We start from the raw sequence: 26,080 nt of genomic DNA, 5'->3' as shown, positions 1-26,080 counted from the left end.
GCGCGTGCGAAATCGATGGCTCCGCGCTGCCGTCCTGCTCTGGACCACGGCCGTGTCGCTGCTGCTCCTGCTGCCGCTCGCCGACCTTTCGTTCCACTCGCTGCTGCCGGTGGTCCAGGCGCTGTGGGGTGTCTGGCTGCTGGTCGCGGTGGTGACCCTCGTCGTGTGGCTGGGCCTGCGCCAGTGGGCGGCCGCGGCCGTGCTGGTCGTCGCCGTGGTCGCCGGCCTGCTCCCCATCGTGCTGACCGGGAGCGGAGCCGAGCCCGGTGCGTCCGACGAGACGCTCACCGTGGTGGCCGCCAACGTGGAGTACAGCCAGGGCGACCCGGCCGCCGTCGCCGACCTGGTCCGTGACGTCGACGCCGACGTGCTGGTGCTGCTCGAGGTCGATCAACCCTACCTCCAGCGGCTGCGCGGCGCGGGCGTGGCCGACGAGCTGCCCCACGGCTGGCAGCGCCCGGTCGCCGGCGGCGCCGGCGGTACGACGATCCTCACCCGCTCGCCGCACGAGGAGGAGACGCGGTGGCCGGACCCGACCGACTACCGCTTCGACATGCCGGTCGTCCGGCTGGACCTCGGCGGGCGCGAGGTCGTCGTACGGGCAGCGCACCCGGTGCCGCCGGCCCCGATCCCCGGCCCCACCTGGCGCGCCGAGCTGCGGTCGCTGGACGCGTGGGTCGACCGGGTGCCCGCCGACACCGCCCTGGTCCTCGCCGGCGACCTCAACTCCGCGCGGGTGCACCCGGCCTTCCGGGAGGTGGCCGACGGGTTCACCGTGTCGCCGGGTGTGGCGTCGCGGACCTGGCCCGAGGAGGGCTGGCTGCCCCGGTTCGTCGGGATCGACCACGTCCTCGCCCGCGGCCTGGCGCCCGTCGAGTCCGGCTCGGCAGCCGTGCCGGGCAGCGACCACCGCGCCGTGTGGGCCCGGCTGGCACTCACCGAGGGCTGAGCCGACTCGGCGCCGAGGGTTACCGACCAGTAATCTCGAGCCCATGAGCCAGGTCCACAGCCTCTGGAAGACCACCACCGGACTGCCCGTGATCGGCAGCACCCTGGGCAAGCGGCTGTTCTCCGTCGCGTTCAGCCAGAAGGCGCCGTACTTCGCCACGATCCGCCCGCGGGTCACCGAGCTCCGCCCCAACTACGCCGAGGTCGTGATCCCCAAGCGCCGCCGGGTGCACAACCACATCGGCACGGTGCACGCCATCGCGCTCTGCAACGGGCTGGAGATGGCGATGGGCGCCCTCGCGGAGGCCACCGTGCCCGGTGACAAGCGGTGGATCCCGAAGGGGATGGAGGTCGCCTACACCGCCAAGGCGACCAGCGACATCACCTGCTCGGCGGAGACCGACCAGGAGCAGTGGGACACCGCCGAGGGAGACCTGCCGGTCCGGGTCAAGGGCGTCCGCGACGACGGCACCGTCGTGATCGAGGGCACCATCAACCTGTGGGTGACGACGAAGAAGCGGTGACCGCGTCGCTCAGGCGTTGCGGCCGCCGTCGAGGTTGCCGATCCCGGCGGACTCGATCGGGTTCTTCTCTCCGACGAACTTCTTCTGCGCCCAGGTCGCCAGCCAGGTGAGGATGAGGTTGACGATGATGTAGAGCGCGGCCAGGACGATCGCTGTCTGGAGGTGTGTGCCGGGGAACTCCGTCCACATCGCCTTGCCGATGTAGGTCAGGCCCGGCGCGGTGATGTAGTAGCCGAGGCTGGTGTCCTTCAGGGCCACGACGCACTGGCTGATGATCGCCGGCAGCATGATCTTGACCGCCTGCGGCAGCAGGATGGTGGTCATTACCTGGCTCTTGCGCATGCCGATGGCGTACGCCGCCTCGGCCTGGCCCGGAGGCACCGCGAGGATCCCGGCGCGGAACACCTCGGCGAGGACGGATCCGTTGTAGAGGGTGAGGGCGATGACGACGGACCAGTAGGCGCCGAAGCCGTCGCCCACGCCCCAGGTGAAGAAGACGAAGATCATCAGCAGCAGCACCGGGACCGCCCGGAAGAACTCGACGACGAGAGCCGCAGGCCAGCGGACCCAGCCGTGGTCCGACAGCTTGCCGACGCCGAAGATCACACCGAAGACCACCGCGAAGAGCACCGAGGTGGCCGCCATCTGCAGGGTCCTGAGCAACCCGTCGACGAGGAGCGCCTCGACGTACTTGGGGGTGACGAACTGCTCCCACTTCTCGTACGCCAGCTCGCCCTCGGACTCAAGGAACAGCGCGATTCCCGCGAGCGCGGCGACCACGGCGGCGGTGACGGCCGCGGTGTAGATCCGGTGCCGGACGACGGTCTTGGGACCGGGGGTGTCGAAGAGGACGGATCCAGTCATCGGCGGGCCGCCTTCCAGTGCCGCTCGAGGCGGAAGGCGCCGAGCGAGATCAGCTCCACGAGGATGATGTAGCCGATCGCGAAGATGATGAAGAGCGGAATGGTCTCGTCGGAGTTGCGGTTCACGAAGTACCGCATTCGGAACGTGGCCTCGGTGAGCCCAAACACCGCGACTACGGAGGTGTTCTTGGTCATCGCGATGAGCGTGCTGGCGAGCGGCGGCACCGAGGCTCGGAACGCCTGCGGCAGCACGACGTATCGCATGTTCTGACCGAAGGTCATGCCGATCCCACGGGCCGCCTCGGCCTGGCCGAGGTCGACGGCGTTGATGCCCGAGCGCAGCGCCTCGGCGACGAACGGAGACGTGTAGAAGCTGACCGCGATGACGCCCTTGAGGAGGTACGGCGTGTCGACGAACAGCCCGACGTTGGGCGCCGCGAAGAAGATGAACACGGCGACGATCAGCAGCGGGGTGTTGCGGACGAGCGTCACGTAGAGGGCGGCGACGCTGCGGGCGACCGCGATCGGGCCGACCCTCATCGCGGCGAGCACGGTGCCGAGGACCAGCGACGCGATCCCGGAGTAGAGGGCCAGCTGGATGGTGACCCAGAACGCCTTCAGGACCAGGTCGAAGTTGGCAAGCACGTCATCCACGCACGGTTCCTCCTCTCCGGCTCAGGGATGATCGACGGCTGGACATGCAGGCCCGGCACGGGCGGGTGTGCCCGTGCCGGGTCCTGCAGTTGGGTCAGCTCAGGAGCAGGGGTCCATGGTCGGGGGCTCCGGCGTCTCGACGCCTGACTTGCCCAGCGTCACCTCGAAGGCCTCGGCCCACTTGCCGTCCTCCTGCGCCTCCTCGAGCGTCTCGACGATCCACTCGCACATCTCCGGCTGGTCCTTGGGGTAGCCGACGCCGTACCGCTCCTCGGAGAACGGCTCGACGACGACCTTCAGCTCGTCCGGGTGGTCGGCTGCGTAACCGAGCAGGATGGCGCCGTCCGTGGTCATCGCGTCGACCGTGCCGTTGAGCACCTGGTCGACGCACTCGGAATAGGTGTCGAAGCCGCGCGGCGTGGCTCCCTCCGCCTCGATGTTGTCCAGGGAGGTCGAGCCGGTCACCGAGCAGACCTCGGTGCCCTCGACGTCCGCGAGCGTCTCGATGTCGCTGTCGGAGCGGACGAGCAGCTGCTGACCGGTGACGTAGTAGGGCCCGGCCTGGCCGACCACCTTGCGGCGGTCGTCGGTGATGGAGTACGACGCGATGACGAGGTCGACCTCGCCCTCCTGCAGGAAGGCCTCCCTGTTCGCGGAGATGGTCTCCACCCAGTCGATGTCCTCCGGGGCGATGCCCAGGTCGGCGGCGAGGATCTTGCCGATCTCGGGGTCGAAGCCGACCGGCGCGTCGTCGGTCGCACCCTTGAAGCCGATGCCGGGCTGGTCGAACTTCACGCCGATCTTGATGGAGCCGGCCTCGGCCAGCTCACGCATCCGCGTGCCCTCCTCGAAGTCCTCCGCGGCGTTCTCCTGGACGTCGACGTCGATGCCCTCGCCGCCCTCGTCGCCTGCGTCGCCGCAGGCGGCAAGAGCGGAAGCGAGCATGACGGCCGCGGCTGCGGCCTTGAACCTGATCGAACGCATGCGTCTCTCCTTCTTAGTGCTTGAGGATCTTGCCGAGGAACTCCTTGGCGCGATCGCTCTCTGGGTTGGTGAAGAAGGTCTCGGGGTCCGCCGTCTCGACGATCCGACCGTCGGACATGAACACCACCCGGTTGGCGGCGGTACGGGCGAAGCCCATCTCGTGGGTCACCACGATCATCGTCATCCCGCGCTCGGCGAGGTCGACCATGACGTCGAGGACCTCCTTGATCATCTCCGGGTCGAGCGCGGAGGTGGGCTCGTCGAAGAGCATCACCTTCGGCTCCATCGCGAGCGCCCGGGCGATCGCGACCCGCTGCTGCTGGCCACCGGACAGCTGGGCGGGGTACTTCTCGGCCTGATGGGCGACGCCGACCCGGTCGAGCAGCTGCATGGCCCGGTCGGTGGCCTCGGCCTTCGGGGTCTTTCGCACCTTGATCGGGCCGAGCGTGACGTTCTCGAGGATCGTCTTGTGCGCGAAGAGGTTGAAGCTCTGGAACACCATGCCGACGTCCGCCCGGTGGCGGGCGAGCGCCTTGCCCTCGGCCGGCAGCGGATCCCCGTCGATCAGGATCGTGCCCTCGTCGATCGGCTCCAGCCGGTTGATCGTCCGGCACAGCGTCGACTTGCCGGAGCCGGAGGGACCGATCACGACGACGACCTCGCCCCGGTCGACCTGCAGGTCGATGTCCTGCAGCACGTGGAGCTGGCCGAACCACTTCTGCACGCCCTGCAAGGAGACCAGCGCTTCCGACGTCGCGGTGCCCCCACGGCTGCCGGTCTGGTACTCCTCGTAGGCCGTCATGTCGCTGGACGCTAGCCGGGGATGGCCCGCTGCGGCTAGAGCGACATACCTCCCGAGACCATTCTGTGACTAGCGCGGGGCCACCCGATCGGGCCAGGGCGGACGGGACCGCCGGGGGCCACGAGCACGGGCGGGCGTGGCCCGAGAGCCACGCCCGCCCGGCGACGGTTCACCCGTGTCTGGTCAGCGCAGGCCCACCACGTCCACCGACGACACGGCCTTCGCGTAGACCGCGCCCGAGGGCAGCACCGCCCTCACCCGCAGGAACGAAGCCTTCCTGCTGGTCGTGGCGCGCACGGTCACCCGCACCTTGCCCCCGCGGAGTGGGACCCGCTCGACGGTGGTGAACCTCCCGTTGCCCACGGCCACCTGGATCGCGACCCTGCCCGTGGCGGGTGTGCCGGCGACGGTGCCGCCGACCTTCACCAGGACGGGCAGCGCCGCGCCTCGGCGAACGGCCGACCGCGCGTGTGCCTTGATGCGGAGCGCGGCCTTGGTCACCGTGTAGGTCGCCGTGACCGGCGCGCTCGGTGCCAGTTCGTCGGTGCCCGAGAACTCCGCGGTCACCTCGTGGCTGCCGACCGCGAGCGTCGGCGGCAGGTCGACCGCGACCTTGCCGTCAGCGGGCACCGGGTACGACGCCGCGCTGCCGTCGATGCCGACCGTGACGGTGCCGCCCTCACCGCCCGGCACCAGCACCGTCACCGACGACCGGGTGCCGTAGGACGCGCTTCCCGACGACAGCGACAGCGCCATCGAGGACTCGGCCCGGCTGAGGACGAAGGTGACGACGTTCGAGGTCGAGGCCTGCGCGGTCTCGGTCCGGCCGAACACCGCCGACAGGTGGTGCGTGCCGGCCTTGAACGCCGGGACCGTCAGTGTCGCGACGCCGTCGACCGTCGGCGCGCTGCCGAGCGACGTCTCGCCGTCGAGGAACTCGACCTCGCCGTCGACGTCGGGACCCGCCACCGTGGCGATCAGCTCGACCGGCTTGCCGATCTCGATCTGGTCCGGTGACCAGCCCAGGCTGGTGGTGGTCGCGTCGAGCGCCGCGAACTCGCCCTCGGCGGTCCTCCTCGTGGCGGCGCCCACCGCCCGCACCGCGGTGGTGCCACGAGTGATCCCGGCCGGCACCGGCAGCGGGGCGCTGGCCAGGCCGGCGGCGTCGGCGACGCCGGCGACGGGGTCGAGCCCCTTCGCGGTGAAGGTCACCGACTCGCCGGGACGGAAGCCGCCGGCCGACAGGGTGATCGTGTCGCCGGGCAGGGGAGTCGCGTCGCTGGCCGTGACGGCCCCGACCTCGTCGAGCGCGGCGAACTCCGCACAGACGTCGCCCGGCACGCCGTACGGCGGCAGCGGCTGACCGCTGGTGACGCCGTCGTCCTCGCGCACGGTCGTGAACACGACGGCCGACCGCCCCATCACGGCACCCCGCGTGTTGATCACGCTGGCCTTGAGGGTCGTGCCGTTCGTCGCACTCGCAAGCGTGTCGCCGTTGAGCGTCGCGGTGACCACCTTGCAGGTCTCGCCGGGCGCGAAGGTGACCTTCTCCATCGCCGCCCCGGCCCGGCTGGTGGTCGAGCCCAGCAGGGAGACGTAGCCGGTGACCGGCCGGTCCGCCGGCTCGTCCAGCACCACGGCGAGGTCGTAGGTGCCCGGGCCGTTGCCCTCGTCGACGTACGGCGCGTAGACGCCCAGCACCGGCTCCGGGCCGGCGGCGGGGGTGCCCACGGCCGACCGCTCGAAGGCGAGGTCGGACAGGTAGGCGGCGCCCGTGGTGGTGCCGTCGCTCCCGACGCCACCGGTGAACCGGATCTCGCGCACGTCGGTGAGGTCCACGCCGGCCGCGGCGAGGTCGGCGGTCGGCACGACGACCTGCTGCAGCACCAGCTTCTTCAGCGCGGAGGCACTGGCGGCGGTCTCCGACGACGGCAGCCGGCGCAGGGCCTGCGGGTTGACCGTCGAGGCCGGCGAGGTCCACGAGCCGCCCTTGCCGTCGAGGACGGTGAGCTGCAGGTCGGTGTCGACCGCGACCGACTCGGCAGCCGCCATCTTCACCGCGAGGTGGTCGTAGGACGCGGCGTTGCGCTGCGCCGTGGGCACCGCGACCCGCAGCTCGCCGGTCGTGTCGGTCCACGCCAGCTGGGTCACCGGGGTGGCCGGCACGTTCCCCCCGTTGCTGGCGGGGGTCCAGTGCGGCACCGTCGAGGACGGCATCGCGCTGGACGCGCAGGCGGGCAGCGTCTGGGAGACCGTCCGGCCGGCCAGGCTCGCACACACCGTGGCCGACATCGTGCCCGAGGGCCGGATCAGGGAGCTGCCGGACTCGAAGGTGGCGATGGTCGACCGTGCCGACGACGGCGCGGTCGCCTGGGTGCGGATGTCCTCGTCACCGAGGGCCTCGGGGACCGAGCCGGTGCCGTCGAACATCGGGAGGAACTGCTCCTCTCCGCCGAGGGTCAGGCGGAACCAGCCCGCCATGTAGGCGGTGCCCTGGTCGTACTGCTCTTGGGCGGTCATCCGGATCGACGTCTCCGCCACGGAGGGATCCGTCCCGCAGATCGGCTCGGTACGGCGAGCGGTCGAGCCGCTCCAGTCGTCGCTGACCGAGTACAGGTACTGACCCGGCGTCCAGACCGTGTTGTAGAAGTTGTGGTTGGCGCCCATCACCCAGGTGCCGGAGCGCAGCGAGTCGTCGCCGAAGGCGTACCTGCTGTCGTCCAGCATGTGCTGGCCCTGCTGGTTGGAGACGTCGCCGTCGCAGTACGGCAGGACGACGTTCATCGCGACGTCCGGCACCGTCATCCGCGCGAAGTCGACGGGAGCGAGCGGCAGGATGGTCTCGAGGCCGAACGGCTCCTCGCGCATGGTGTTGAGCGTCGCGGCGTAGGTGACGCCCTCGCCGCCGCGGGAGTGGCCCATCATCCCGACGTGGTTGAGGTCGAACCTCCCGACCAGGTCGGTCGCCGACACCGCGTCGAGCGGCTCGGGCGGCGTGGTGAAGCCACCGGCGCGCTCGGCGAGCGCGGCGGTGCCGGCGGCGAGCGCCTCGTCGAGGTCGACGTCCTGGTCGGTGGCCTGGTCATGGACCTCGACGTGCTCGCCGGCGTTGGCGGCCGCGAGCATGTCGAGGGTGTCCAGGATCAGCTGGCCGCGCGCCTGGGCTCCCTGGTCGGCCGCGAGCTGGTTGTCGTTGGCGTTGATGGCGTTGGCGGAGATCGACACGACGGAGTAGCCGTGGCTGGCCAGTGCGCGGGCGGTGCCGTCGTAGCCCAGGTAGCTCGGGATCGACAGCTGGGTGGCTGAGCACGGCCACCGCAGCGGGTTGGCCGGGCCGGTGCCGTAGCAGTAGCTGTGGCGGCCGTGCAGCAGCAGCACGACCGGTCGCTCGCCGCCGGTCTCGGGCAGGTACAGCTTGCCCTCGAGCTCACCGCGGATGCCGCCGATGGCGGCCAGGTCGATCGCCTGGTCGCCGAACTTGTAGATCGACTCGGTCCACTCGTAGGTCCCGAGGCTCGCCGGGTCGGTGTCCAGGGGCTCTGCCGCGCTGGCCTCCGGCAGAACCTCCTCGGTGGCGGACGAGGCGGACGCGGAGGAGCGGCTGGCCCAGCCCTGCTCGACGCTCGCCGCTCGCGCGACGGAGCGCTCGGAGGTGAAGACGGTGAGCGTCCGTCCGTCGGCGGACTCGGTCGCGATGCCGATGGGCTCGCCGTCGACCTCGAGCGTGGGAGCGTCGGACACGACCGGCAGGCGCTTGTCCAGCTCGAGGGTGACTTCGTAGCCACCGGGCGCCACGGCGACCGACCAGTCGTCGCCCTCGGCGACGGGCTCGGCAGCGGACGCGGAGGGGAGGAGCGTGCCGACGGGAACCAGGGCGGCGAGCGACAGCGGCAGTGCGAGCACTGTGGCCGCCGCTGTCCGCCGGGCGCGGCGGGAGAGTGGTGACATGAGGCGCTTTCTTCTCAGCGGAAGGACTGCCGCCCGAGTGGTCGCAGAGCGCGACCCGGCGCCCCGAAGCCTCGTTGCCGCCCGTTACGCCGGTGTTGCCGTCGGCGCCGGCTCCGGTGACGGCAGGGCCCACGCCGTTAATTCCTGAAACGCTTCAATCGCCTCGGCCGCCGGAGCCGACCCCTGTCAGAGCGAGGCGGGCAGCACGCTGAGGGACAGTCCGACCAGGATCGCGACCACGGCCGCGGCCGCGACCAGCGAGCGGTGGCGCCGCGACCGGGCCTCCGACTCGGGGGTGGGTGCATCGAACCCCATGCCCTCCCGCCACTCCAGCTCCTGACGGTCCCAGGCGTCTGCCGGCGTCACCGCCTTCAGGCACGCCGCGATGGCCAGCAGCAGCAGGGTGAAGGTGCCACCGGCGATCAGTACGACGGTCAGGATCGCGGAGATGCCGCGGGTGCCGGTGCCGAGCATGATGAGGGCGCCGAGCGCGATGGCGACGGCGAGTCCCACGAGGCTCAGCACGCTGCCGACGACCTCGTTGTTGCGCGCGAGGAACCCCTGCTGCGGGTCGTGCTCCACGGGAGCGCTGTCGGCCATGGTCACGCAGACTACTCGCGCGGCGCCGCGCCCGCCCCGGGCGGCGGGCTCGGATTCGGGCGGCGCCCAGCGGTCGCCGTACTCTTGACCGGTCATGAGCACTGCCCAGACGGCCGCCGAGCACCGGCCCCGCACCTACGAGGTCCGCACCTACGGGTGCCAGATGAACGTGCACGACTCCGAGCGGCTCTCCGGGCTGCTGGAGGGCGCGGGGTACGTCGTCGCCCCGGATGGTGAGCAGGCCGACGTCGTCGTGTTCAACACCTGCGCCGTGCGTGAGAACGCGGACAACCGGCTCTACGGGAACCTGGGCCACCTCGCGCCGGTCAAGGCGAAGCGGCCGGGCATGCAGATCGCCGTCGGTGGCTGCCTGGCGCAGAAGGACCGGGCGACGATCACCCAGAAGGCGCCGTGGGTCGACGTCGTCTTCGGCACCCACAACATCGGCTCGCTGCCGGTCCTGCTGGAGCGGGCCCGCGTGCAGGAGGAGGCGCAGGTCGAGATCCTCGAGTCGCTCGAGGTGTTTCCCTCCACGCTGCCGACCAAGCGCGACTCCGCCTACGCGGCCTGGGTCTCGATCAGCGTCGGGTGCAACAACACCTGCACGTTCTGCATCGTCCCGTCGTTGCGCGGCAAGGAGAAGGACCGGCGCCCCGGCGAGATCCTGGCCGAGGTGGAGGCGCTCGTCGCCGAGGGCGTCTCGGAGGTCACCCTGCTCGGCCAGAACGTCAACGCCTACGGCGTCGAGTTCGGCGACCGGCAGGCGTTCTCCAAGCTGCTGCGGGCGTGCGGCGACATCGAGGGCCTGGAGCGAGTGCGGTTCACCTCGCCCCACCCGGCCGAGTTCACCGACGACGTGATCGAGGCGATGGCCGAGACCCCCAACGTGATGCCGCAGCTGCACATGCCGCTGCAGTCGGGGTCGTCGAAGGTGCTCAAGGACATGCGCCGCTCCTACCGGCAGCAGAAGTTCCTCGACATCATCACCAAGGTCCGCGCCGCCATCCCGGACGCCGCGATCAGCACCGACATCATCGTCGGCTTCCCGGGTGAGACCGAGGAGGACTTCCTCGAGACGCTCCACGTCGTGCGGGAGGCGCGGTTCGCCAACGCCTACACGTTCCAGTACTCCAAGCGTCCCGGCACTCCCGCCGCCGAGCTGCCCGACCAGGTGCCGCCCGAGGTGGTCAAGGACCGCTACCAGCGGCTGGTGGAGCTGCAGAACCAGATCAGCTGGGAGGAGAACCAGCGCCTCGAGGGCCGGGAGCTCGAGCTGATGGTCTCCGAGGGCGAGGGGCGCAAGGACACCGGCACCGGCCGCATGTCCGGCCGCGCGCCCGACAACCGGCTGGTCCACTTCAACGGCACCGCCCTGCCGGCGGGCGTCACCGGGCCGCTGCGGCCCGGCGACGTGGTCACGGTCCGGGTCACCCGCGGCGCGCCCCACTACCTCGAGGCCGACGGCGACCTGCTCGCAGTACGACGCACCCGGGCCGGCGACGCCTGGGAGCGGCGCACGACGGCGCCGGCGGACGCCTCCGCCCCGCAGGGGGTGACCCTCGGCATGCCGACGGTCGGCGTGCCGGCGCCGCTGCCGGACGCCCCGGTCTGCGGCTGACGGTTTCACGCCGACTGGGATCATCGGGGCCGTGCCCGCAGACGCTCCCACCATCCTCGCCACGTCCGGTGGCGTCGTACCCAGTGCTCGCAACCGGTGGTCCGTCGGTCCGCTGACCCACCATGCCGTCGAGCTGGCCGGGGTCGACAGACGCGCGCCGAGGGTCTGCTTCCTCGCCACCGCGTGCGGCGACCAGCCGGCGGTGGTGCGCGACTTCTACGACATGGCGCAGGAGGCGGGCTTCCACGGCAACCACCTCCAGCTGTTCCCGATGCCCAACGTCGACGACATGCGCGAGCACCTGCTGGCGCAGGACGTGATCTGGGTGTGGGGCGGCAGCGTCGCCGGGCTGCTCGCCATGTGGGAGCTGCACGGCGTCGGCGAGCTGATGCGCGAGGCGTGGGAGGCGGGTGTCGTGCTGACGGGCGTCTCCGCCGGCTCCCTCTGCTGGCACGTCGGCGGCACGACGGACTCGTTCGGTCCCGAGTTGCGGCCGGTGACCAACGGTCTCGGGCTGCTGCCGTTCTCCAACGGCGTCCACTACGACAGCGAGGAGCAGCGCCGGCCGCTGTTCCAGTCCCTGGTGGGCTCGGGGCAGCTGCCGCCCGGCTACGCAACCGACGACGGGGTCGGCCTGCTCTATCGCGGCACCGAGCTCGTCGAGGCGCTCACCGAGGAGGAGGGCAAGGCCGCCTACTTCGTGGAGCGCGGCGCCGACGGCGCGGTGGTGGAGACCCGGCTCGATGTCCGCCTCCTCCGCTGACGGCGGTCACCGGGACAGCGGGGAGCCGTCAGGCGGGTGACTCGTCGGCGGGGTCGACGCCGTCCCCGCCCTTGGTCGCCTCGGTGTCGGTGTCCTCCGGCTCCTTGGCCTCCTGCGGCAGCTCGTGGTCGGTGGCCGGGTTGCGGTCCGGGTCGAGGTCGCGCGCCGCGGTCGAGTACGCACCCTCGCCGCCCACGCCGGGCACCGCGTGCGGGCCTCCTGGCGGCGGCGCCTGCGGCTCGGCGGTCGGCTCGGGCGGGGGCGGGAGCTTCTGGCCCGTGTCCTCGTTGGGGTCGATCCGGCCCGACGCGTCAGGCTGCTCCGCCTGCCCAGTGGGTCGTTCGGTCTGCTCCGTCATCTTCTGCTCGTTCCTCCCTCTCGACCCGGTGTGGCGCGGTCGGACGCCTGGAGCACCTGAAGAGGTGGTATCCGCCACCGCCGGTTTCATCCGGTCGCGAGGGGCGGAGACGGCGCGCTGGCGGCGGCGGTGACGCGTCAGAAGCCGAAGTGAGTGAGCGGCGGGAGGTCACCGCGACGCAGGCCGTCGAGCACGAACAGCTCGTGCGGCACCACGGGCTCCGGCAGCGCGTCGAGCGCGAACCAGCGCAGGGCCGCGCACTTGGCTTCCTCCACGATGCGGGGTTCACCGCGCCACGACCGGGCGGTGAAGAAGAAGTCGATCCGCTCGTCGATCGGGAGGTCGCGGGCCGTGCGCTGGAGCGCGGTCGCGAACTCGAGTGCCAGCCCGTCGACGGCGATCTCCTCGCGCGCCTCCCGGCGGGCGGCCACCTCCGCGGTCTCGCCGCGCTCGACGTGACCGGCCGCGGCGGCCGCCCAGTGGTCGTCCATGTAGCCGGTGCCCTGGCGCAGCTGGAGCAGCACCTCGATGCCGCCGGACGCCGACGCGCGCAGGAGGAACACGTAGGCGGCAGGGACGACGACGAAGCGCTCCTTGCCGGTCGCGGGGTCGTGCACGGTCACCGCCGCACCCTATCCGCGTCGTACCCGCCACACTGGTGCCATGCCCGCCCCGACGCCGGGCACGCCGCCGAGCGTGCCGCCGATCGTGGCCATCGTCGGCCCGACCGCCAGCGGCAAGACCGGCCTGTCGCTGGACCTGGCCGAGGCGCTGGGCGGCGAGGTGGTCAACACCGACGCGATGCAGGTCTACCGCGGCATGGACATCGGTACGGCGAAGCTGCCGGTCCAGGAGCGACGTGGCATCCCGCACCACCTGCTCGACACCCTGTCGGTCCGCGACCCGTCGACGGTCGCGGAGTTCCAGGGGTGGGCGAGGGAGGCGATCTCGGCGCTGCGGGTGCGCGGCGTGACGCCGGTGCTGGTCGGGGGATCGGCGCTCTACACCCGGGCGATCCTCGACCGCTTCGACTTCCCGGGCACCGACCCGGACGTCCGCGCGAGGCTTGAGGCGGAGCTGGCGGCCGCGGGCTCGCGCGCGCTGCACGAGCGGCTGAGCCGTCTGGACCCCGCCGCCGCCGAGCGGATCGAGGTGGAGAACGGCCGCCGCGTCGTACGCGCACTCGAGGTCATCGAGCTCACCGGCGAGCCCTTCAGCGCCCGCCTTCCGGTGCGTGAGTACGACGACCCGCTCACCGTGCAGATCGGCGTCGCGATCGAGAGGGAGACGCTCGAGCGGCGGATCGAGGCGCGCGTGCAGCAGATGTTCGACGCCGGTCTGGTCGAGGAGGTGCGGCGGCTGCTGGACGAGGGACTCACCGAGGGACGAACGGCCTCCGCGGCCATCGGCTACCGGCAGGTGATCGCCCACCTGGACGGGGTCATGTCGCTGGAGGAGGCCCAGGAGCGGACGGTGGTCGCCACCCGTAGGTTCGCCCGGCGGCAGCTGGCCTGGTGGAAGGACGACCCGCGCATCCACTGGGTGCGCCACGACGACCCCGACCGGGTCGCGAAGGCCCTCGAGGCGGTCGAGAGCAAGATCGGTCAAGCAGCGGCCGGCTGATCGCAGACACACTGGGTCCATGACCCGACCCGGTCGCGACCGACTCCGCGAGCTGCTCGACGCGGTGCTCGACGAGGACAACCGCACGCTCGAGCAGATGGCGGACGACGCCTACGCGTCGCCGTACCACTTCACACGGGTGCTCTCGCGCGACGCCCGTGAGGCACCCGTCGCGATGCGGCGCCGGGTGATGCTGGAGCGCGCCGCCTGGCAGATCCGCAACGGCTCGAGCGTCACCGACGCCGCCTGGGAGGCGGGATACGAGTCGGTCGAGGGGTTCAGCCGCGCGTTCACCCGGGCCTTCGGCAGGCCGCCGAGCGCCGCGGCCACCGACACGGGCACCGGCCACTGGCTCCCCGCGCCGAACGGCATCCACTTCCACCCGCCCATGAACCTGTGGGTGCACGCCCAGGAGCAGCGCATGAACCCGGTGACCGAGCAGCTCGTGGAGCACGACCTCGACGACACCCGGCACCTGATCGAGCTGGCGAAGGGTCTGCCCGCCGAGGAGCTGCGCCGGGATCGGCTGACCGGTCTCAGCGTGACCAGCTGGGACGGTGAGGAGGCGTCGATCGCCGCCGTGCTCCAGCACCACGTGCACACGAAGGAGGTGTGGCTCGCCGCCATCGAGGGCGCCGACCTACCCGTGCGCGCGGAGCACGCCGGACCCGCCGACCTGCTCGAGGTGCACGACGCGGTGGCGCCGCGCTGGCTGGCGACCGTCCGCGACATCGACCGCCGCGGCGGCTGGGAGGACCGGCTCATCGACGCGCTCTGCGACCCGCCGGAGAGCTTCGTGCTCAGCAGCGTCGTCGCCCACGTGCTCAGCTTCGGCGCCCATCGCCGCCAGCTCGCACGCCACCTGCTCCGCCTGGCCGGCGTCGAGGTCGACGACGGCGACCCCATCAACTGGTTCCGCGCACGACGCGGCGAGATCCCTGGAGGACGTCCATGACCAAGGTCCGGTTCTACACCGCCACCACGCTCGACGGCTTCATCGCCGACCCCGACGACCGGCTCGACTGGCTGATGCGCCAGGACCAGGACGCCGACGGGGCGCTCAACTACGACGACTTCATCAAGGACGTCGGCTCGCTCGTGATGGGCTCGACGACCTACGAGTGGGTCCTCGACCACATCCGGAGCTCCGGCGAGGCGTGGTTCTACTCCCAGCCGACCTGGGTGATGACCTCGCGCGAGCTGCCCGTCGTCGAGGGTGCCGACGTGCGGTTCGCGAAGGGTGACGTCACGACCGTGTACGACGACCTCGTCGCCGCCGCCGGTGACAAGGACGTCTGGGTGGTCGGCGGGGGAGACCTCGCCGGTCAGTTCGCCGACGCGGGGCTCCTCGACGAGGTGATCACCTACATCGCTCCGGTCACCCTCGGTGCCGGCCGCCCCCTGCTGCCGCGACGCCTGGACCTCGAGCTGGTCGAGGCGACGCAGAACAAGGCGTTCGTCGCCGCTCGCTACAAGGTGGTCGGGGTCTTGAAGGAGGACCGGGACAAGGCTCCGGCGTAGCCCGCGGGCGCCGTGGCCTCGCGGTCGAGGCCTGATGGCATGCCTTCGGCCCCACCTGGCGGTGGGGTGTGGGGCGTGGTGCCTAGCTGGGGCAGGGTGGGCCGGTCTGGATGGGCCAGGGCCGGGTGTCGTGGTCGGGCGGCGGGCCGTGCACGGCCTGGTCGACGGTGACGGGTGGGTCGAGGGTGCGGGTGCCGGTGTGGTCGACGAGGAAGTGCCGCCCGTTGGGGGTGATCCACAGGTAGGTGCCGGGTTGGACGATGACGTAGCGCCAGGCGGAGAAGGTCTTCGCCCGATGGTGGGCGCGGCAGGCGGGGACGAGGTTGCACGGACACGTCACCCCACCCCGGTTGTGCGGGAGGGCGTGGTCGAGGTCGCAGCGACTGGCGCGGCGGCCGCACCAGGGGAACGCACAGTGGTGGTCGCGCAGCTCGACCTGCTGGCGGTGGCGGTCGGGGATCTCGTAGGAGTCCACCGGGATGTGCCCGGCGAGGTCGATCACCGGCCGCACGACCACCGTCGTCCCGGCCGCGGACAGCCACTCCTTGATCTGCGCGACGGTGATCGGGCGTTGCTGGTCCTCCCACCGCCCCACCGGCGCAGCAGTCTCATCACCACCGCCAGCCGCTTCGCTGGTGATGGCGGTGTCCGAGACGTGCACGTTGAGGACGGCTCGCCGGCCGCGGGATGCGGTGGTGATCTCGCCGGTGGACTCGTCGACGGTCTCGAGGTCGAGGGTGAGGTCGTTGCGGGCGAGGTCGCCGACGGCGACGGCCCGCCGGACGTCGAGGGACCCGTCGTGGCCGAGCTTCCCCAGCAGCACGGCGCGGCGGTTGACGGCGGTGTCGAGGTCGGCACCGTCGGCGGCGTCGAGGACCCCGTCGACGTGCACGACGCCGTCGGTGACGTGGTCGAGGTGGACGTCGAACCGCCGGGAGTCCGACGACGCCTCACGCCGGGCCTCGGCGGCCTCGGGGTCGTAGAGGGTGATGGCTTCGTCGATGTGGTGCTCGACCTCCCGCCACGAGCAGGACCGGATGTGTGGGGCGAGCTTGCGGTCGACGTGCGCAGCGGCCTCGGGGCTGAGGTCGTGGGTGAGGTCGGCGACCCGTTCGGCCTTCCACGGCGCACAGCGTCCGGCGAGGACGGCGGCGTAGATGTGCTTGAGCCGCCACGCACACCCGATGACCCGGCCGACGTAGGCGCGGCCACCGTCGGGGGTGCGTTCCAGGGTGGCGATCAGCTCCATCAACGCGAACTCCGACACCAGCGGTGCACCCGGACCGGCGATCGGGATCCCGGTGTCCACATACCCCTCGACCAGGGTCGCGGCACCCTCCTCGCAGTCCACGATGTTCTGGTCGGCCCAGGCGGTGATCACCTGCCACTCCCGGATCAGCGAGGCGCGTCGGGCCCGGACCTCACTCGCCGCGTGGGCGAGCAGCTCGACGGTCGAGCAGCGGTCGTACTGCCCTCCCTCGTCGGTGCCCATCCGCTGTTCCATGACACCCATCCAACCACCAGCCACCGACACAACCCCGAGCCCGAAACCCGCCTGGGGACAGGCGATTCCCCATCCAGCGCTGTGGACGAAAGGTGGCGCAAACCGGGTCGCCGCAGCAGCGATCGCGGCCCCACGGCACCCGCCCCCGCGCCCTACGCAACGGAGGCCGGCAACCCAACCCAGCCACAGATCCAACCGTCCCGCTCTCGCTGCCTTTCGGACCTGTACCACCTACGCAACCGCAGCCACCTGACGGTCACCTCCCGGCGCAAGGCCTCGCGGACCCTCCCGCACCTTGACAACCGCGGCATGGTGGAGGTGACGACTTCGATCTCGGGAGGTCACCATGCGTCGTACCCTCGCCGCGCTGACGGCCAGCGCCACCGCCACTGCCGCCGCTCTCGCCCTGGCGGGCGCGGGCGCTCCGGCGAGCGCCGACCCGCCCAACCCCTCGCCGCCGAAGACGCCGACGGCGGTCGGCACCGGGGGAGCGGTGAGCTCGGTGGACCCCTACGCCTCGGCGATCGGCCTGGCGGTGCTCGAGCGGGGCGGCAACGCGGTGGACGCGGCGGTCGCGACCGCGGCGGCGCTCGGGGTCACCGAGCCCTACAGCGCCGGGATCGGCGGGGGCGGCTACTTCGTCCACTACGACGCGGCGACGGGTGAGGTGACCACGATCGACGGCCGCGAGACGGCGCCGGCCGGCATCGAGCCGGACGCGTTCATCGACCCGGCCACCGGGCGCCCGTACCCCTTCAGCCCCGACCTGGTCACCAGCGGCGTGTCGGTCGGCGTCCCCGGCACTCCGGCCACCTGGGACGAGGCGCTCGACCGCTGGGGCACGCTGTCGCTGTCCGACGCCCTCGCGCCGGCGGCCCGGCTGGCGCAGCGGGGGTTCGTCGTCGACGAGACCTTCCGGCTGCAGACCAGCGAGAACGCGGAGCGCTTCCGCACCTTCACCAGCACCAGCGAGCTGTTCCTCGACGAAGGTCTGCCGGCGGTCGGCACGACGTTCCGCAACAAGGACCTGGCCCGCACCTACCGTCAGCTGGGTGCCAAGGGCGTCGACTGGTTCTACGACGGCCGCCTCGCCGAGGAGATCGCCGCCACCGTCCAGGAGCCGCCGCTGAGCGGCGACACCGATCTCCCGGTCCCGCCGGGCAGCATGACGCCGGCCGACCTCGCCGGCTACGAGGCGCTCATCCAGGCGCCCACCCGGGTCGGCTACCGCGGCTACGCCGTCTACGGCATGGCGCCGTCCTCGTCCGGCGGCACCACCGTCGGCGAGTCCCTCAACATCCTCGAGCAGTACGACCTGTCCGCGATGACGCCGGCCCAGGCACTGCACCACTACCTCGAGTCGACGGCCCTGGCCTTCGCCGACCGCGGGCGGTACGTCGGCGACCCGGCCTACGTCGACGTACCGACCGAGGCGCTGCTCGACGACACCTTCGCCAAGGAGCGTGCCTGCGAGATCGACCCGGACTCGGCGGCCGCCAAGCCGGTGCCGCCCGGCGACGTGACGTCGTACGACGGCATGTGCGACGCCGCTGGCGCGGACGCGCAGGAGACGGACACCAAGGGCATCTCGACCACCCACCTCAGCACGGCCGACCGGTGGGGCAACGTCGTGTCCTACACGCTGACCATCGAGCAGACCGGCGGCTCCGGGATCGTGGTGCCCGACCGCGGGTTCATCCTCAACAACGAGCTGACCGACTTCTCGACCGTCTACGACCCGGCCGACCCCAACCGCATCCAGCCCGGCAAGCGGCCGCGCAGCTCGATGTCGCCGACGATCGTGCTGCACGACGGCGACCCGGTGCTCGCGCTCGGCTCGCCCGGCGGCTCCACGATCATCACCACCGTCCTGCAGGTGCTGCTCAACCGGCTCGACCGGGGCATGGCGCTGCCGGAGGCCGTCGCCGCACCGCGCGCGTCACAGCGCAACACGGCAGCGGTCACGGCGGAGCAGGCGTTCGTCGACGCCCACGGCGCGGCGCTGACCGGCTACGGGCACCGCTTCTCCGTGGCCGGGCCGCCGGGCACCAGTGCCTCGGAGATCGGCGCCGTCGCCGCGATCGAGATCGGACCCGACGGCGTGCTCACCGCGGTCGCCGAGCCACGGCGGCGCGGCGGGGGCTCCGCGATGGTCGTCGATCCACGGTGACACCTACGCTGGTCGGGTGACCGCACCGGACTGGACCGAGATCTCCACGGCCGAGGAGCTGACCGCGCTGCTCGGCGAGCCCACCGCGGCTGCCGCGGCCAAGGAGCGCTCCGCGCTGACCGAGGTCGACCGCGCCTGGCTGGCGGCCTCGCCGTTCTGCGCCCTCGCCACCGCTGACGCCGAGGGCCGGTGCGACGTCTCCCCGAAGGGCGACCCGGCCGGGCAGCTGGTCCACGTGATCGACGACCGCACGATCGCGATCGCCGAGCGCCCCGGCAACCGGCGTGCCGACGGCTACCGCAACATCCTGGCCAACCCCCACGTCGGCCTGAACTTCCTGATCCCGGGCCGCGGCGACACGCTGCGAATCAACGGCCGGGCCCGGCTGGTGAGCGACGCGCCGTTCTTCGATGTGATGGTGGTTAAGGAGCACAGGCCCCTGCTGGCTGTCGTCGTGGAGATCGAGACGGTGTTCTTCCACTGCGCCAAGGCATTCCTGCGCTCGCGGCTGTGGCAGCCGGGGTCGTGGGAGCCGGAGGCGCGGGTGCCGCGTCGCGCGGTGATCGCGCACCGGCTCGAGCGCCCGGAGACCCCGGTGGAGGAGCTGGACGCCTACTACGGGCCCAGCTATCAGGAGGGGCTCTATGTCCAGCGCTGACCACGCGGCGCCGTACCCCTTCCTGAAGGGGCACGGCACCGAGAACGACTTCGTCGTGCTGCCCGACTACGACGGCTCGCTGCACGGCGACCTCACCGCCGAGCGGGTGCGGGCGCTCTGCGACCGGCGCGCCGGCATCGGCGGCGACGGCGTGCTGCGCGTCATCCGGACCGCGTTCGTGCCCGACGGCGGCGGCCAGGACGCGACCTGGTTCATGGACTACCGCAACTCCGACGGCTCGCTCTCGGAGATGTGCGGCAACGGGGTCCGGGTCTTCGGTCGCTACCTCGTCGAGCACGGCCTCGCCGACCCCGCCGCGCCGGTACCCGTCGGCACCCGCGCCGGGCTGAAAATGCTGACCTTCGCCGGTGGCGCCGCCGACGGCGAGATCACCGTCGACATGGGCACGCCCAAGGTGCTCGAGGAGACCGCCGTGTCCGTCGGCGAGCGGACCTGGCCGGCCCTGCACGTCGACATGGGCAACCCGCACGCGGTGGTGTTCCTCGACGAGGGCGCCGACCTCGCCGACGTGGGGCCGTTGCTCGACCCGCCGGTGCACGACCCGGCCGCCTACCCCAACGGCGTCAACGTCGAGTTCGTCGTACGACGCGGCGCGGGGCACGTCGCGATGCGGGTCCACGAGCGCGGCTCGGGGGAGACCCGCTCCTGCGGCACCGGCGCGTGTGCGGTCATGGTCGCCACGGCGCTGGCCGACCGGGCGCCCCGCGACACCCGCTACCGCGTCGACCTCCCCGGCGGCACCCTCCGGATCGCCTGGACCTCCGACGACCGGATCCTGATGACCGGCCCGGCCGTCCTCGTCGCCGAGGGCACCACCACCCTCTGACCCCCGCCGAGTTGGGGTTTCGGCCCCGCGACTTGGGCCTTGAGTCCCGGCTGTGGGACCGAACCCACCACTCGGCGGGCGAAAGCCCCAACTCGGCGGACGGAACCCCCAACTCGCGGGGCGGAAGCCCCAACTCGGGGGAGGGGTGGGCCTCGCTAGAGTCCGCAGCATGGAACTCACCGGATCTTCCGCCATCGTCACGGGTGGGGCGTCGGGCATCGGCGCCGCCGCGGCCCGCCAGCTCGCCGCCAAGGGTGCGACCGTCGTCGTCGCCGACCTGCAGGCCGACAAGGGCGAGGCCCTCGCCGCCGAGATCAAGGGCGTCTTCGCCCAGGTCGACGTCACCAACACCGAGCAGATCGCGGCCGCGGTCAAGGCGGCAGCCGACATCGCGCCGCTGCGCGCGGTCGTGAACTCGGCGGGCATCGGCTGGGCCCAGCGCACCATCGGCCGCGACGGGACGCTGGAGTCCGCGCACTCGCTGGAGGCCTTCACCAAGGTCATCCAGATCAACCTGATCGGCACCTTCGACATGGTGCGGCAGGCCGCCACGGTGATGAGCCAGAACGACGCCGACGAGGACGGCTGCCGCGGCGCGATCGTCAACCTGGCGAGCGTGGCGGCGTTCGACGGCCAGATCGGCCAGGCGTCGTACTCCGCGTCCAAGGGCGGGGTGGTCGGGATGACGCTGCCGGTGGCCCGGGACCTCTCGGCAGCCGGCATCCGTCTCAACACCGTCGCCCCCGGCCTGATCGACACCCCGATCTACGGCGAGGGCGAGCAGGCCGAGGCGTTCAAGGCCAAGCTCGGCGAGAGCGTGCTGTTCCCCAAGCGCCTCGGCAAGCCCGACGAGCTCGCGAGCATGGTCGTCGAGTGCATCACCAACCCCTACATGAACGCCGAGGTGATCCGGGTCGACGGCGGCATCCGGATGCCTCCGAAGTAGCGGTCGTCAGGTCGCCGGTCGGGGAGCCAGGTGCTCCTCGAGCGGCGCCGACCGGGCGATGACCGCGCCGCTCACGCCGATCAGTACGGCGAGCAGGGCGACGCCGACGAGCGGCGGCCGCCAGCTGCCGGTGAGCTCGTGGGCGAGGCCGGTGCCGAAGGTGGCTGCGGCGGCGACCAGGTAGCCGATGCCCTGGGTCAGGGCCGACAGCTGCGAGGTGCCGGCACGGGTGCGGCTGCGCGAGGCGATCATCGCCAGCACCCACGTGAAGGCCCCGCCGCCGAGGCCCAGGAACACCGCCCAGAGCCAGCCGCCGAGGGCGAGCGGGGCGACGATCACGCCGGTCCACCCCGCGACGGTGAACGCCGCGAACAGCAGCGGGAGCGCGATGCCGCCGCGGGTGAGCCGGATCAGCGCCGGGAGCGACAGCGTCACCGGGATGCCGATGCCGGTGATCAGGCCGAGCAGGGCTCCGGCGTGGGCGGCGTCAGCACCGGCCCCGGTGAGGATCTCGCCCCACCAGCCGAACTGCACGTAGGCCTGCGACGACTGGGCGCCGAAGCAGACCACGAAGGCGACGCCCAGGCGGGTGCGCGCCACGTCGGCGAGCGTCACCGTGTCCGGTGCGGTCTCGGGATCCTCGACCGGGCGCTCCTCGCGGAAGGCGGTCGGCAGCCAGAGCGCGATGCCCACGAGCGCCGTCACCGCCCAGATGCCGAGGCCGAGGCGCCAGCTGTCCGCCGCATCGCTGATGGGCACCGTCAGGGCCGAGGACAGCGTGCCGCCACCGACCACGGCGGCGCCGTACAGCGCGCTGATGAGCGCGACCCGGGTCGGGAAGTGGTGCCGCGCCAGCGGCGGGAGCACCACGTTGCCGATCGCCGCGCCGCCCATGATCAGCACGGTCAGCAGCACGAAGACCAGCCAGGAGTCGGTCACCGCCCGGCCGGCCAGGCCGATCACGATCGCGACCAGCAGGCCGACGGTGACCCGGTGGACGCCGTACCGCAGGACCAGGCGGCCGGTGCCGAGCCCGACGAGGGCGAAGCACAGCGGCGGGAGGGTGGTCAGCACGCTGACGCCGGCGACCGACAGGCCCAGGGCCTCCCGGACGGTCGGCAGCAGCACCCCCAGGCTGCCGATCGCCGACCGCAGCGACAGCGCGAGCACGACGATCGCGACGGCCAGAACGACGCCGGCCGCGCCTCCTCGACCGCGTCGTGGCCATCGCCGGGAGGCTGCGGGGGGCTCGGTCGAGGGTCGGGACACGGGTCAGAGTCTCCACCGGGGAACACCCGGAGCCGAAAACGCGTTTCGACTCTCGTATGCAGACACCTAGGCTTGAGAGCCACATGACGAACCGCGCCGAAGACCTCTCCTCCGACTTCACCCTCGCCGCCGCGCTCCGGGCCACCGAGGGCTGGGACGACCCCGACTACTCCGACGGGCCGGACGGGCTCGACCCGGCCGATCCCGCCGCGAGGGACCTCGTGGTCGACACCGGCGAGGAGGGCGTCGAGGGCTTCGTGTCCGGGTACGCCGACGACCCCACCACCGGCGACCTCGACCTCGCCGCCCGCCACGACCTGCGCCGGGTGGCCGGGCTGCGGACCGAGCTCGAGGACATCACCGAGGTCGAGTACCGCCAGCTCCGCCTGGAGCGGGTCGTGCTCGTCGGGGTGTGGACCGAGGGCACCGTCTCCGACGCCGAGAACTCGCTCGCCGAGCTCGCCCTGCTGGCCGAGACGGCCGGCTCGGAGGTGCTCGACGCGATCTACCAGCGGCGGCAGTCGCCCGACCCGGCGACGTACATCGGGCGCGGCAAGGTGGACGCGCTCCGCGAGATCGTGCAGGCGACCGGCGCCGACACGGTGATCTGCGACGGCGAGCTCGCGCCCTCCCAGCTGCGCAACCTCGAGGACCGCGTCAAGGTCAAGGTGGTCGACCGGACCGCGCTGATCCTCGACATCTTCGCCCAGCACGCGAAGTCGAAGGAAGGCCAGGCGCAGGTCGAGCTGGCGCAGCTCAACTACATGAAGCAGCGGCTGCGCGGCTGGGGCGGCAACCTGTCGCGTCAGGCCGGTGGCCGGGTCGGCGCCGACGGCGGCGGCATCGGTGGCCGCGGCCCCGGTGAGACCAAGATCGAGACCGACCGGCGGCGGATCAACGACAAGATCGCCAAGCTGCGCCGTGACCTGAAGACGATGCGCGGCACCCGGCAGACCAAGCGGCAGGAGCGGCGGCGCAACGAGATCCCGTCGGTCGCGATCGCCGGCTACACCAACGCCGGCAAGTCCTCGCTGCTCAACCGGCTCACCGGTGCGGGCGTGCTCGTCGAGGACGCGCTGTTCGCGACCCTGGACCCGACCACGCGGCGCACGGAGACAGCCGACGGCCGCGTCTACACGATGAGCGACACCGTCGGCTTCGTCCGGCACCTGCCGCACCAGCTGGTCGAGGCGTTCCGCTCGACGCTGGAAGAGGTCGCCGACTCCGACCTCATCGTCCACGTCGTCGACGGGTCGCACCCCGACCCGGAGGGCCAGCTGACCGCGGTGCGCGAGGTGCTCGCCGACATCGAGGCCGGGGACATCCCCGAGCTGGTGATCATCAACAAGATCGACGCCGCCGACCCGCTCGTGGTCGACCGGATCCGGCGCCGCGAGCCGCACTCCGTGGCAGTCTCCGCCCGCACCGGCGAGGGCATCGCCGAGGCGATCGCGGCGATCGAGGCCGACCTGCCGCGGCCCCGCGTGGAGTTCACCGCGCTGGTGCCCTACGCGCGCGGCGACCTGATCGACCGGATCCACCGGGACGGCGAGATCGGCACCCTCGAGCACACCGCCGAGGGCACGCGGGTGACCGGTCGCGCCACCGAGGCGCTCGCAGGAGAGCTGTCGGCGTACGCCGTGTGAGGCGTCGTCCGCGCCGGTCACGCGCCCGCGCGGAACTCCTCCACGGCGAAGCCGGCGTCCTCGAGCCGGCCCGGCAGCTCGCCGGCGGACTGCGCGGCCCCGATCGACGCCACCAGCCTCGTCGCGGACTCAGCGGCGTACGCCGTCGCGGTGGCGAACGGATGCGGCCGGGCGGCGTCGCCCGGGAGGTCGCCGACCAGGCCGGGCGCGAGCCAGTAGACGCCGACGACCTCCGGGCCGGAACGGATCCGACCGCCGCCGACGTGCTCGAACGGGGGAGCAGCCTCCTCGGTCAGCTCGATGTCGAAGCCGGCCGTGACCAGACGCCGGAGGTAGTCGTCGAACGAGGACGACTCCCCGAGCAGCCGCCCCAGCGTCGCCTCGCTGCTCGGGTCGAAGGCCTGCCCGCTCAGGAAGGGATGGGTGCCGGGCGCCGGAGCAGCATCACCACCCGGCGAGCCCGAAGGCGATCCCGGGGGCGATCCCGGTGGCGGGGGCGGCGGCGGAGGGCCGGCGTCGGGCGGTGGCCCGGCGGTGGAGCGCAGGGCGCCGGGAGCGTCACTGGCGAGGAGGACCAGCTGCCCGCCTCGTCGTACCGCCACCTGTCGGCGGGCGATGCCCCCGCTCACGTCGTCGTCCTTGCCGCGCCGCCCGCCGGCATGGGAGGTGCCGGAGGTGGAGCGGGGTTGGTGGTGCAGCCGGTGATCACTCCGTTGGTCACCTGGTTGAGGGTGCCCCGGTCGTAGACCTTGTCGAGCACCGCCACGACGTCGGCGGGCTCGTGGGCGGCGATCCAGTCGCGGCCGTTGCGCCGCGGCTGGCCGGTGGCCGGGTCGGTGCCCGCGTTCGTGCCCAGGTAGGAGTTCGACATCTGTGCCCAGTACTCGTCGGCGGACTGGGAGGCGTAGTTCTGCAGCGACTTGCGGTCCGCCAGTCCGTTGATGTGGTCCTCGTAATTCTGCTGCGTCCACCCGATGGCGGCCCAGCTCTGGGGCACGGTGGGCGTGCAGGTGAAGCCGTCGGTCCACTCGGTCGTCCTCCAGTCGCCACCCGACTTGGTCGCGTAGGCGCCGTTGATCGTGGCCTTGTCCGCAGCGTCGATGCCCTGGCGGAAGAGGATGTGCGCGAACTCGTGCGAGGACGTCGAGTAGCCCGCCGCGTACCCGCCCTCGGCGGTCCGGGCCGGGACGCCGTAGGCGGTCGCCTCGAAGATGGCCGGATCGGGGCTGCCGCCCAACAGGTTCTCCTCCGTCATCGCGAGGTAGTGGTATGCCCCCACCGTCACGTCGCCCACGCCGCGGACGTGCGCCCACCACCGGCCGTCGAACGTCTTGCCGGGTCCGGCGCCGGAGTCGTCGGTGCGCAGGCTCATGAACTCCGGAAGGTCGGTCATCCGCACGGCACGCGGGACGATCACCACGCGGACCTGGCGGCGGATCAGCGTGAGCGCCACCTCACGGTTGGCCATCTGGGTGCGCAGGATCCGGAGCGCCTCGGGGCGAGCCGCGGGGGTGTGGCTGGAGTTCAGGACCGCTGCCGCCGCGACGAGGGCGATCCGCCCGGCGGCCGCCGAGCCGGGGATCGCCGACCAGAAGGTGGCGTCGCCCGCGAGAGCGTTGAGGTCGCTCTCGGCGACGCCGAGGACGAGCGCGTCGAAGTCGACGGTGGCGTCGTCCCATGCCGCCTCGATGCGCTCCCTCGGCGTCGCGGCCGGGGCAGGGGGTGCGGCGGCCGCGGCCGGGGACGCATCCGGGGCCGGGGCCGGCGCCGGAGCGGCGGGTACGACGGCGGGGACTGCGGGAGCCGGGCCGGCCGCGGCAGGGGCCGCGAGGGG

General features: G+C 72.2%; 24 protein-coding genes. 12 read left to right on the top strand and 12 right to left on the bottom strand.

Going from position 1 to position 26,080, the window contains the following annotated elements; genetic code table 11:
* Positions 1–4 precede the first annotated feature (4 nt).
* Together ACPOLA_RS00120 and ACPOLA_RS00115 are read left to right on the top strand one after the other, a co-directional pair.
* Complete coding sequence (locus tag ACPOLA_RS00120) at positions 5–949, top strand: endonuclease/exonuclease/phosphatase family protein (RefSeq protein WP_435768315.1); 945 nt, start codon at positions 5–7, stop codon at positions 947–949.
* Between the two features lie 43 nt (positions 950–992).
* Positions 993–1,472: a hotdog fold domain-containing protein gene (locus tag ACPOLA_RS00115; RefSeq protein ID WP_435768314.1), complete on the top strand. Its 480-nt coding sequence runs from the start codon at positions 993–995 to the stop codon at positions 1,470–1,472.
* A 9-nt stretch (positions 1,473–1,481) separates the two neighbouring features.
* Here the strand turns inward: ACPOLA_RS00115 and ACPOLA_RS00110 are convergent, their stop codons facing one another.
* The 6 genes from ACPOLA_RS00110 to ACPOLA_RS00085 all read right to left on the bottom strand — a co-directional run bounded on the left by ACPOLA_RS00110 (position 1,482) and on the right by ACPOLA_RS00085 (position 9,323).
* The gene (locus ACPOLA_RS00110) at positions 1,482–2,336 is read right to left on the bottom strand and encodes an amino acid ABC transporter permease (RefSeq protein WP_435768313.1); all 855 of its coding nucleotides are present in this window, start codon (positions 2,334–2,336) and stop codon (positions 1,482–1,484) included.
* Complete coding sequence (locus ACPOLA_RS00105) at positions 2,333–2,989, bottom strand: amino acid ABC transporter permease (RefSeq protein ID WP_435768312.1); 657 nt, start codon at positions 2,987–2,989, stop codon at positions 2,333–2,335. The genes ACPOLA_RS00110 and ACPOLA_RS00105 overlap by 4 nt, the downstream gene beginning before the upstream one ends.
* Before the next feature lie 99 nt (positions 2,990–3,088).
* On the bottom strand, positions 3,089–3,973 hold the full coding sequence (locus ACPOLA_RS00100; RefSeq protein ID WP_435768311.1) for a glutamate ABC transporter substrate-binding protein: 885 nt from the start codon (positions 3,971–3,973) through the stop codon (positions 3,089–3,091).
* A 13-nt stretch (positions 3,974–3,986) separates the two neighbouring features.
* Complete coding sequence (locus ACPOLA_RS00095; RefSeq protein ID WP_435768310.1) at positions 3,987–4,775, bottom strand: amino acid ABC transporter ATP-binding protein; 789 nt, start codon at positions 4,773–4,775, stop codon at positions 3,987–3,989.
* Positions 4,776–4,958: 183 nt separating this feature from the next.
* Positions 4,959–8,723, bottom strand: a complete 3,765-nt coding sequence (locus ACPOLA_RS00090) for an Ig-like domain repeat protein (protein ID WP_435768309.1) — start codon at positions 8,721–8,723, stop codon at positions 4,959–4,961.
* Between the two features lie 186 nt (positions 8,724–8,909).
* Positions 8,910–9,323, bottom strand: coding sequence for a hypothetical protein (locus tag ACPOLA_RS00085; RefSeq protein ID WP_435768308.1), 414 nt, complete (start codon positions 9,321–9,323; stop codon positions 8,910–8,912).
* A gap of 94 nt (positions 9,324–9,417) precedes the next feature.
* On the opposite strand from ACPOLA_RS00085, the gene miaB reads away from it, so the two are divergent.
* The gene (miaB, locus tag ACPOLA_RS00080) at positions 9,418–10,941 is read left to right on the top strand and encodes a tRNA (N6-isopentenyl adenosine(37)-C2)-methylthiotransferase MiaB (RefSeq protein ID WP_435768307.1); all 1,524 of its coding nucleotides are present in this window, start codon (positions 9,418–9,420) and stop codon (positions 10,939–10,941) included.
* Positions 10,942–10,972: 31 nt separating this feature from the next.
* Positions 10,973–11,704, top strand: coding sequence for a Type 1 glutamine amidotransferase-like domain-containing protein (locus ACPOLA_RS00075; protein ID WP_435768306.1), 732 nt, complete (start codon positions 10,973–10,975; stop codon positions 11,702–11,704).
* Positions 11,705–11,732: 28 nt separating this feature from the next.
* Here the strand turns inward: ACPOLA_RS00075 and ACPOLA_RS00070 are convergent, their stop codons facing one another.
* Entirely contained in the window at positions 11,733–12,062 is a 330-nt protein-coding gene (locus tag ACPOLA_RS00070) for a hypothetical protein (RefSeq protein ID WP_435768305.1), read from the bottom strand.
* A 137-nt stretch (positions 12,063–12,199) separates the two neighbouring features.
* Complete coding sequence (locus tag ACPOLA_RS00065; protein WP_435768304.1) at positions 12,200–12,685, bottom strand: NUDIX domain-containing protein; 486 nt, start codon at positions 12,683–12,685, stop codon at positions 12,200–12,202.
* Between the two features lie 40 nt (positions 12,686–12,725).
* Here ACPOLA_RS00065 and miaA point away from each other — a divergent pair, with 40 nt between their 5' ends.
* From miaA to ACPOLA_RS00050, 3 genes are read left to right on the top strand one after another with little or no spacing between them, the layout of a single operon-like run.
* Positions 12,726–13,685: a tRNA (adenosine(37)-N6)-dimethylallyltransferase MiaA gene (miaA, locus tag ACPOLA_RS00060; RefSeq protein ID WP_435768303.1), complete on the top strand. Its 960-nt coding sequence runs from the start codon at positions 12,726–12,728 to the stop codon at positions 13,683–13,685.
* A gap of 19 nt (positions 13,686–13,704) precedes the next feature.
* Positions 13,705–14,640, top strand: a complete 936-nt coding sequence (locus ACPOLA_RS00055; RefSeq protein ID WP_435768302.1) for a helix-turn-helix domain-containing protein — start codon at positions 13,705–13,707, stop codon at positions 14,638–14,640.
* Entirely contained in the window at positions 14,637–15,206 is a 570-nt protein-coding gene (locus ACPOLA_RS00050; RefSeq protein WP_435768301.1) for a dihydrofolate reductase family protein, read from the top strand. The genes ACPOLA_RS00055 and ACPOLA_RS00050 overlap by 4 nt, the downstream gene beginning before the upstream one ends.
* 82 nt (positions 15,207–15,288) lie before the next feature.
* Here the strand turns inward: ACPOLA_RS00050 and ACPOLA_RS00045 are convergent, their stop codons facing one another.
* Complete coding sequence (locus ACPOLA_RS00045) at positions 15,289–16,710, bottom strand: HNH endonuclease signature motif containing protein (protein ID WP_435768300.1); 1,422 nt, start codon at positions 16,708–16,710, stop codon at positions 15,289–15,291.
* Between the two features lie 346 nt (positions 16,711–17,056).
* On the opposite strand from ACPOLA_RS00045, the gene ggt reads away from it, so the two are divergent.
* The 4 genes from ggt (at position 17,057) to ACPOLA_RS00025 (ending at position 21,331) form a co-directional block, all read left to right on the top strand.
* Complete coding sequence (ggt, locus tag ACPOLA_RS00040) at positions 17,057–18,880, top strand: gamma-glutamyltransferase (RefSeq protein WP_435768299.1); 1,824 nt, start codon at positions 17,057–17,059, stop codon at positions 18,878–18,880.
* Between the two features lie 16 nt (positions 18,881–18,896).
* On the top strand, positions 18,897–19,538 hold the full coding sequence (locus ACPOLA_RS00035) for a pyridoxamine 5'-phosphate oxidase family protein (RefSeq protein WP_435768298.1): 642 nt from the start codon (positions 18,897–18,899) through the stop codon (positions 19,536–19,538).
* A complete protein-coding gene (gene dapF / locus ACPOLA_RS00030) occupies positions 19,525–20,385 on the top strand; it encodes a diaminopimelate epimerase (protein WP_435768297.1) in 861 nt (286 codons plus the stop codon). The genes ACPOLA_RS00035 and dapF overlap by 14 nt, the downstream gene beginning before the upstream one ends.
* A gap of 169 nt (positions 20,386–20,554) precedes the next feature.
* On the top strand, positions 20,555–21,331 hold the full coding sequence (locus ACPOLA_RS00025) for an SDR family NAD(P)-dependent oxidoreductase (protein ID WP_435768296.1): 777 nt from the start codon (positions 20,555–20,557) through the stop codon (positions 21,329–21,331).
* A 6-nt stretch (positions 21,332–21,337) separates the two neighbouring features.
* Here ACPOLA_RS00025 and ACPOLA_RS00020 read toward each other — a convergent pair whose 3' ends face one another.
* Positions 21,338–22,600 carry an MFS transporter gene (locus tag ACPOLA_RS00020; protein WP_435768295.1) on the bottom strand — a complete coding sequence of 421 codons (1,263 nt, stop codon included), beginning with the start codon at positions 22,598–22,600 and terminating at the stop codon, positions 21,338–21,340.
* Between the two features lie 83 nt (positions 22,601–22,683).
* Between ACPOLA_RS00020 and hflX the strand changes: the two genes are divergently transcribed.
* Positions 22,684–24,246 carry a GTPase HflX gene (gene hflX / locus ACPOLA_RS00015; RefSeq protein WP_435768294.1) on the top strand — a complete coding sequence of 521 codons (1,563 nt, stop codon included), beginning with the start codon at positions 22,684–22,686 and terminating at the stop codon, positions 24,244–24,246.
* A gap of 17 nt (positions 24,247–24,263) precedes the next feature.
* Here hflX and ACPOLA_RS00010 read toward each other — a convergent pair whose 3' ends face one another.
* Positions 24,264–24,875 carry a hypothetical protein gene (locus ACPOLA_RS00010; protein WP_435768293.1) on the bottom strand — a complete coding sequence of 204 codons (612 nt, stop codon included), beginning with the start codon at positions 24,873–24,875 and terminating at the stop codon, positions 24,264–24,266.
* Positions 24,872–26,080, bottom strand: a 1,209-nt coding sequence (locus ACPOLA_RS00005) for a hypothetical protein (RefSeq protein ID WP_435768292.1), incomplete at its 5' end; no start/stop codon positions are given. The genes ACPOLA_RS00005 and ACPOLA_RS00010, both read right to left, overlap by 4 nt.

The sequence above is a fragment of the Nocardioides proteolyticus genome (assembly GCF_051280635.3).
Classification (GTDB): Bacteria; Actinomycetota; Actinomycetes; order Propionibacteriales; family Nocardioidaceae; genus Nocardioides.
Note: the sequence above shows the minus strand (reverse complement) of the source record. Positions and strands in the feature narration are given on the sequence as shown.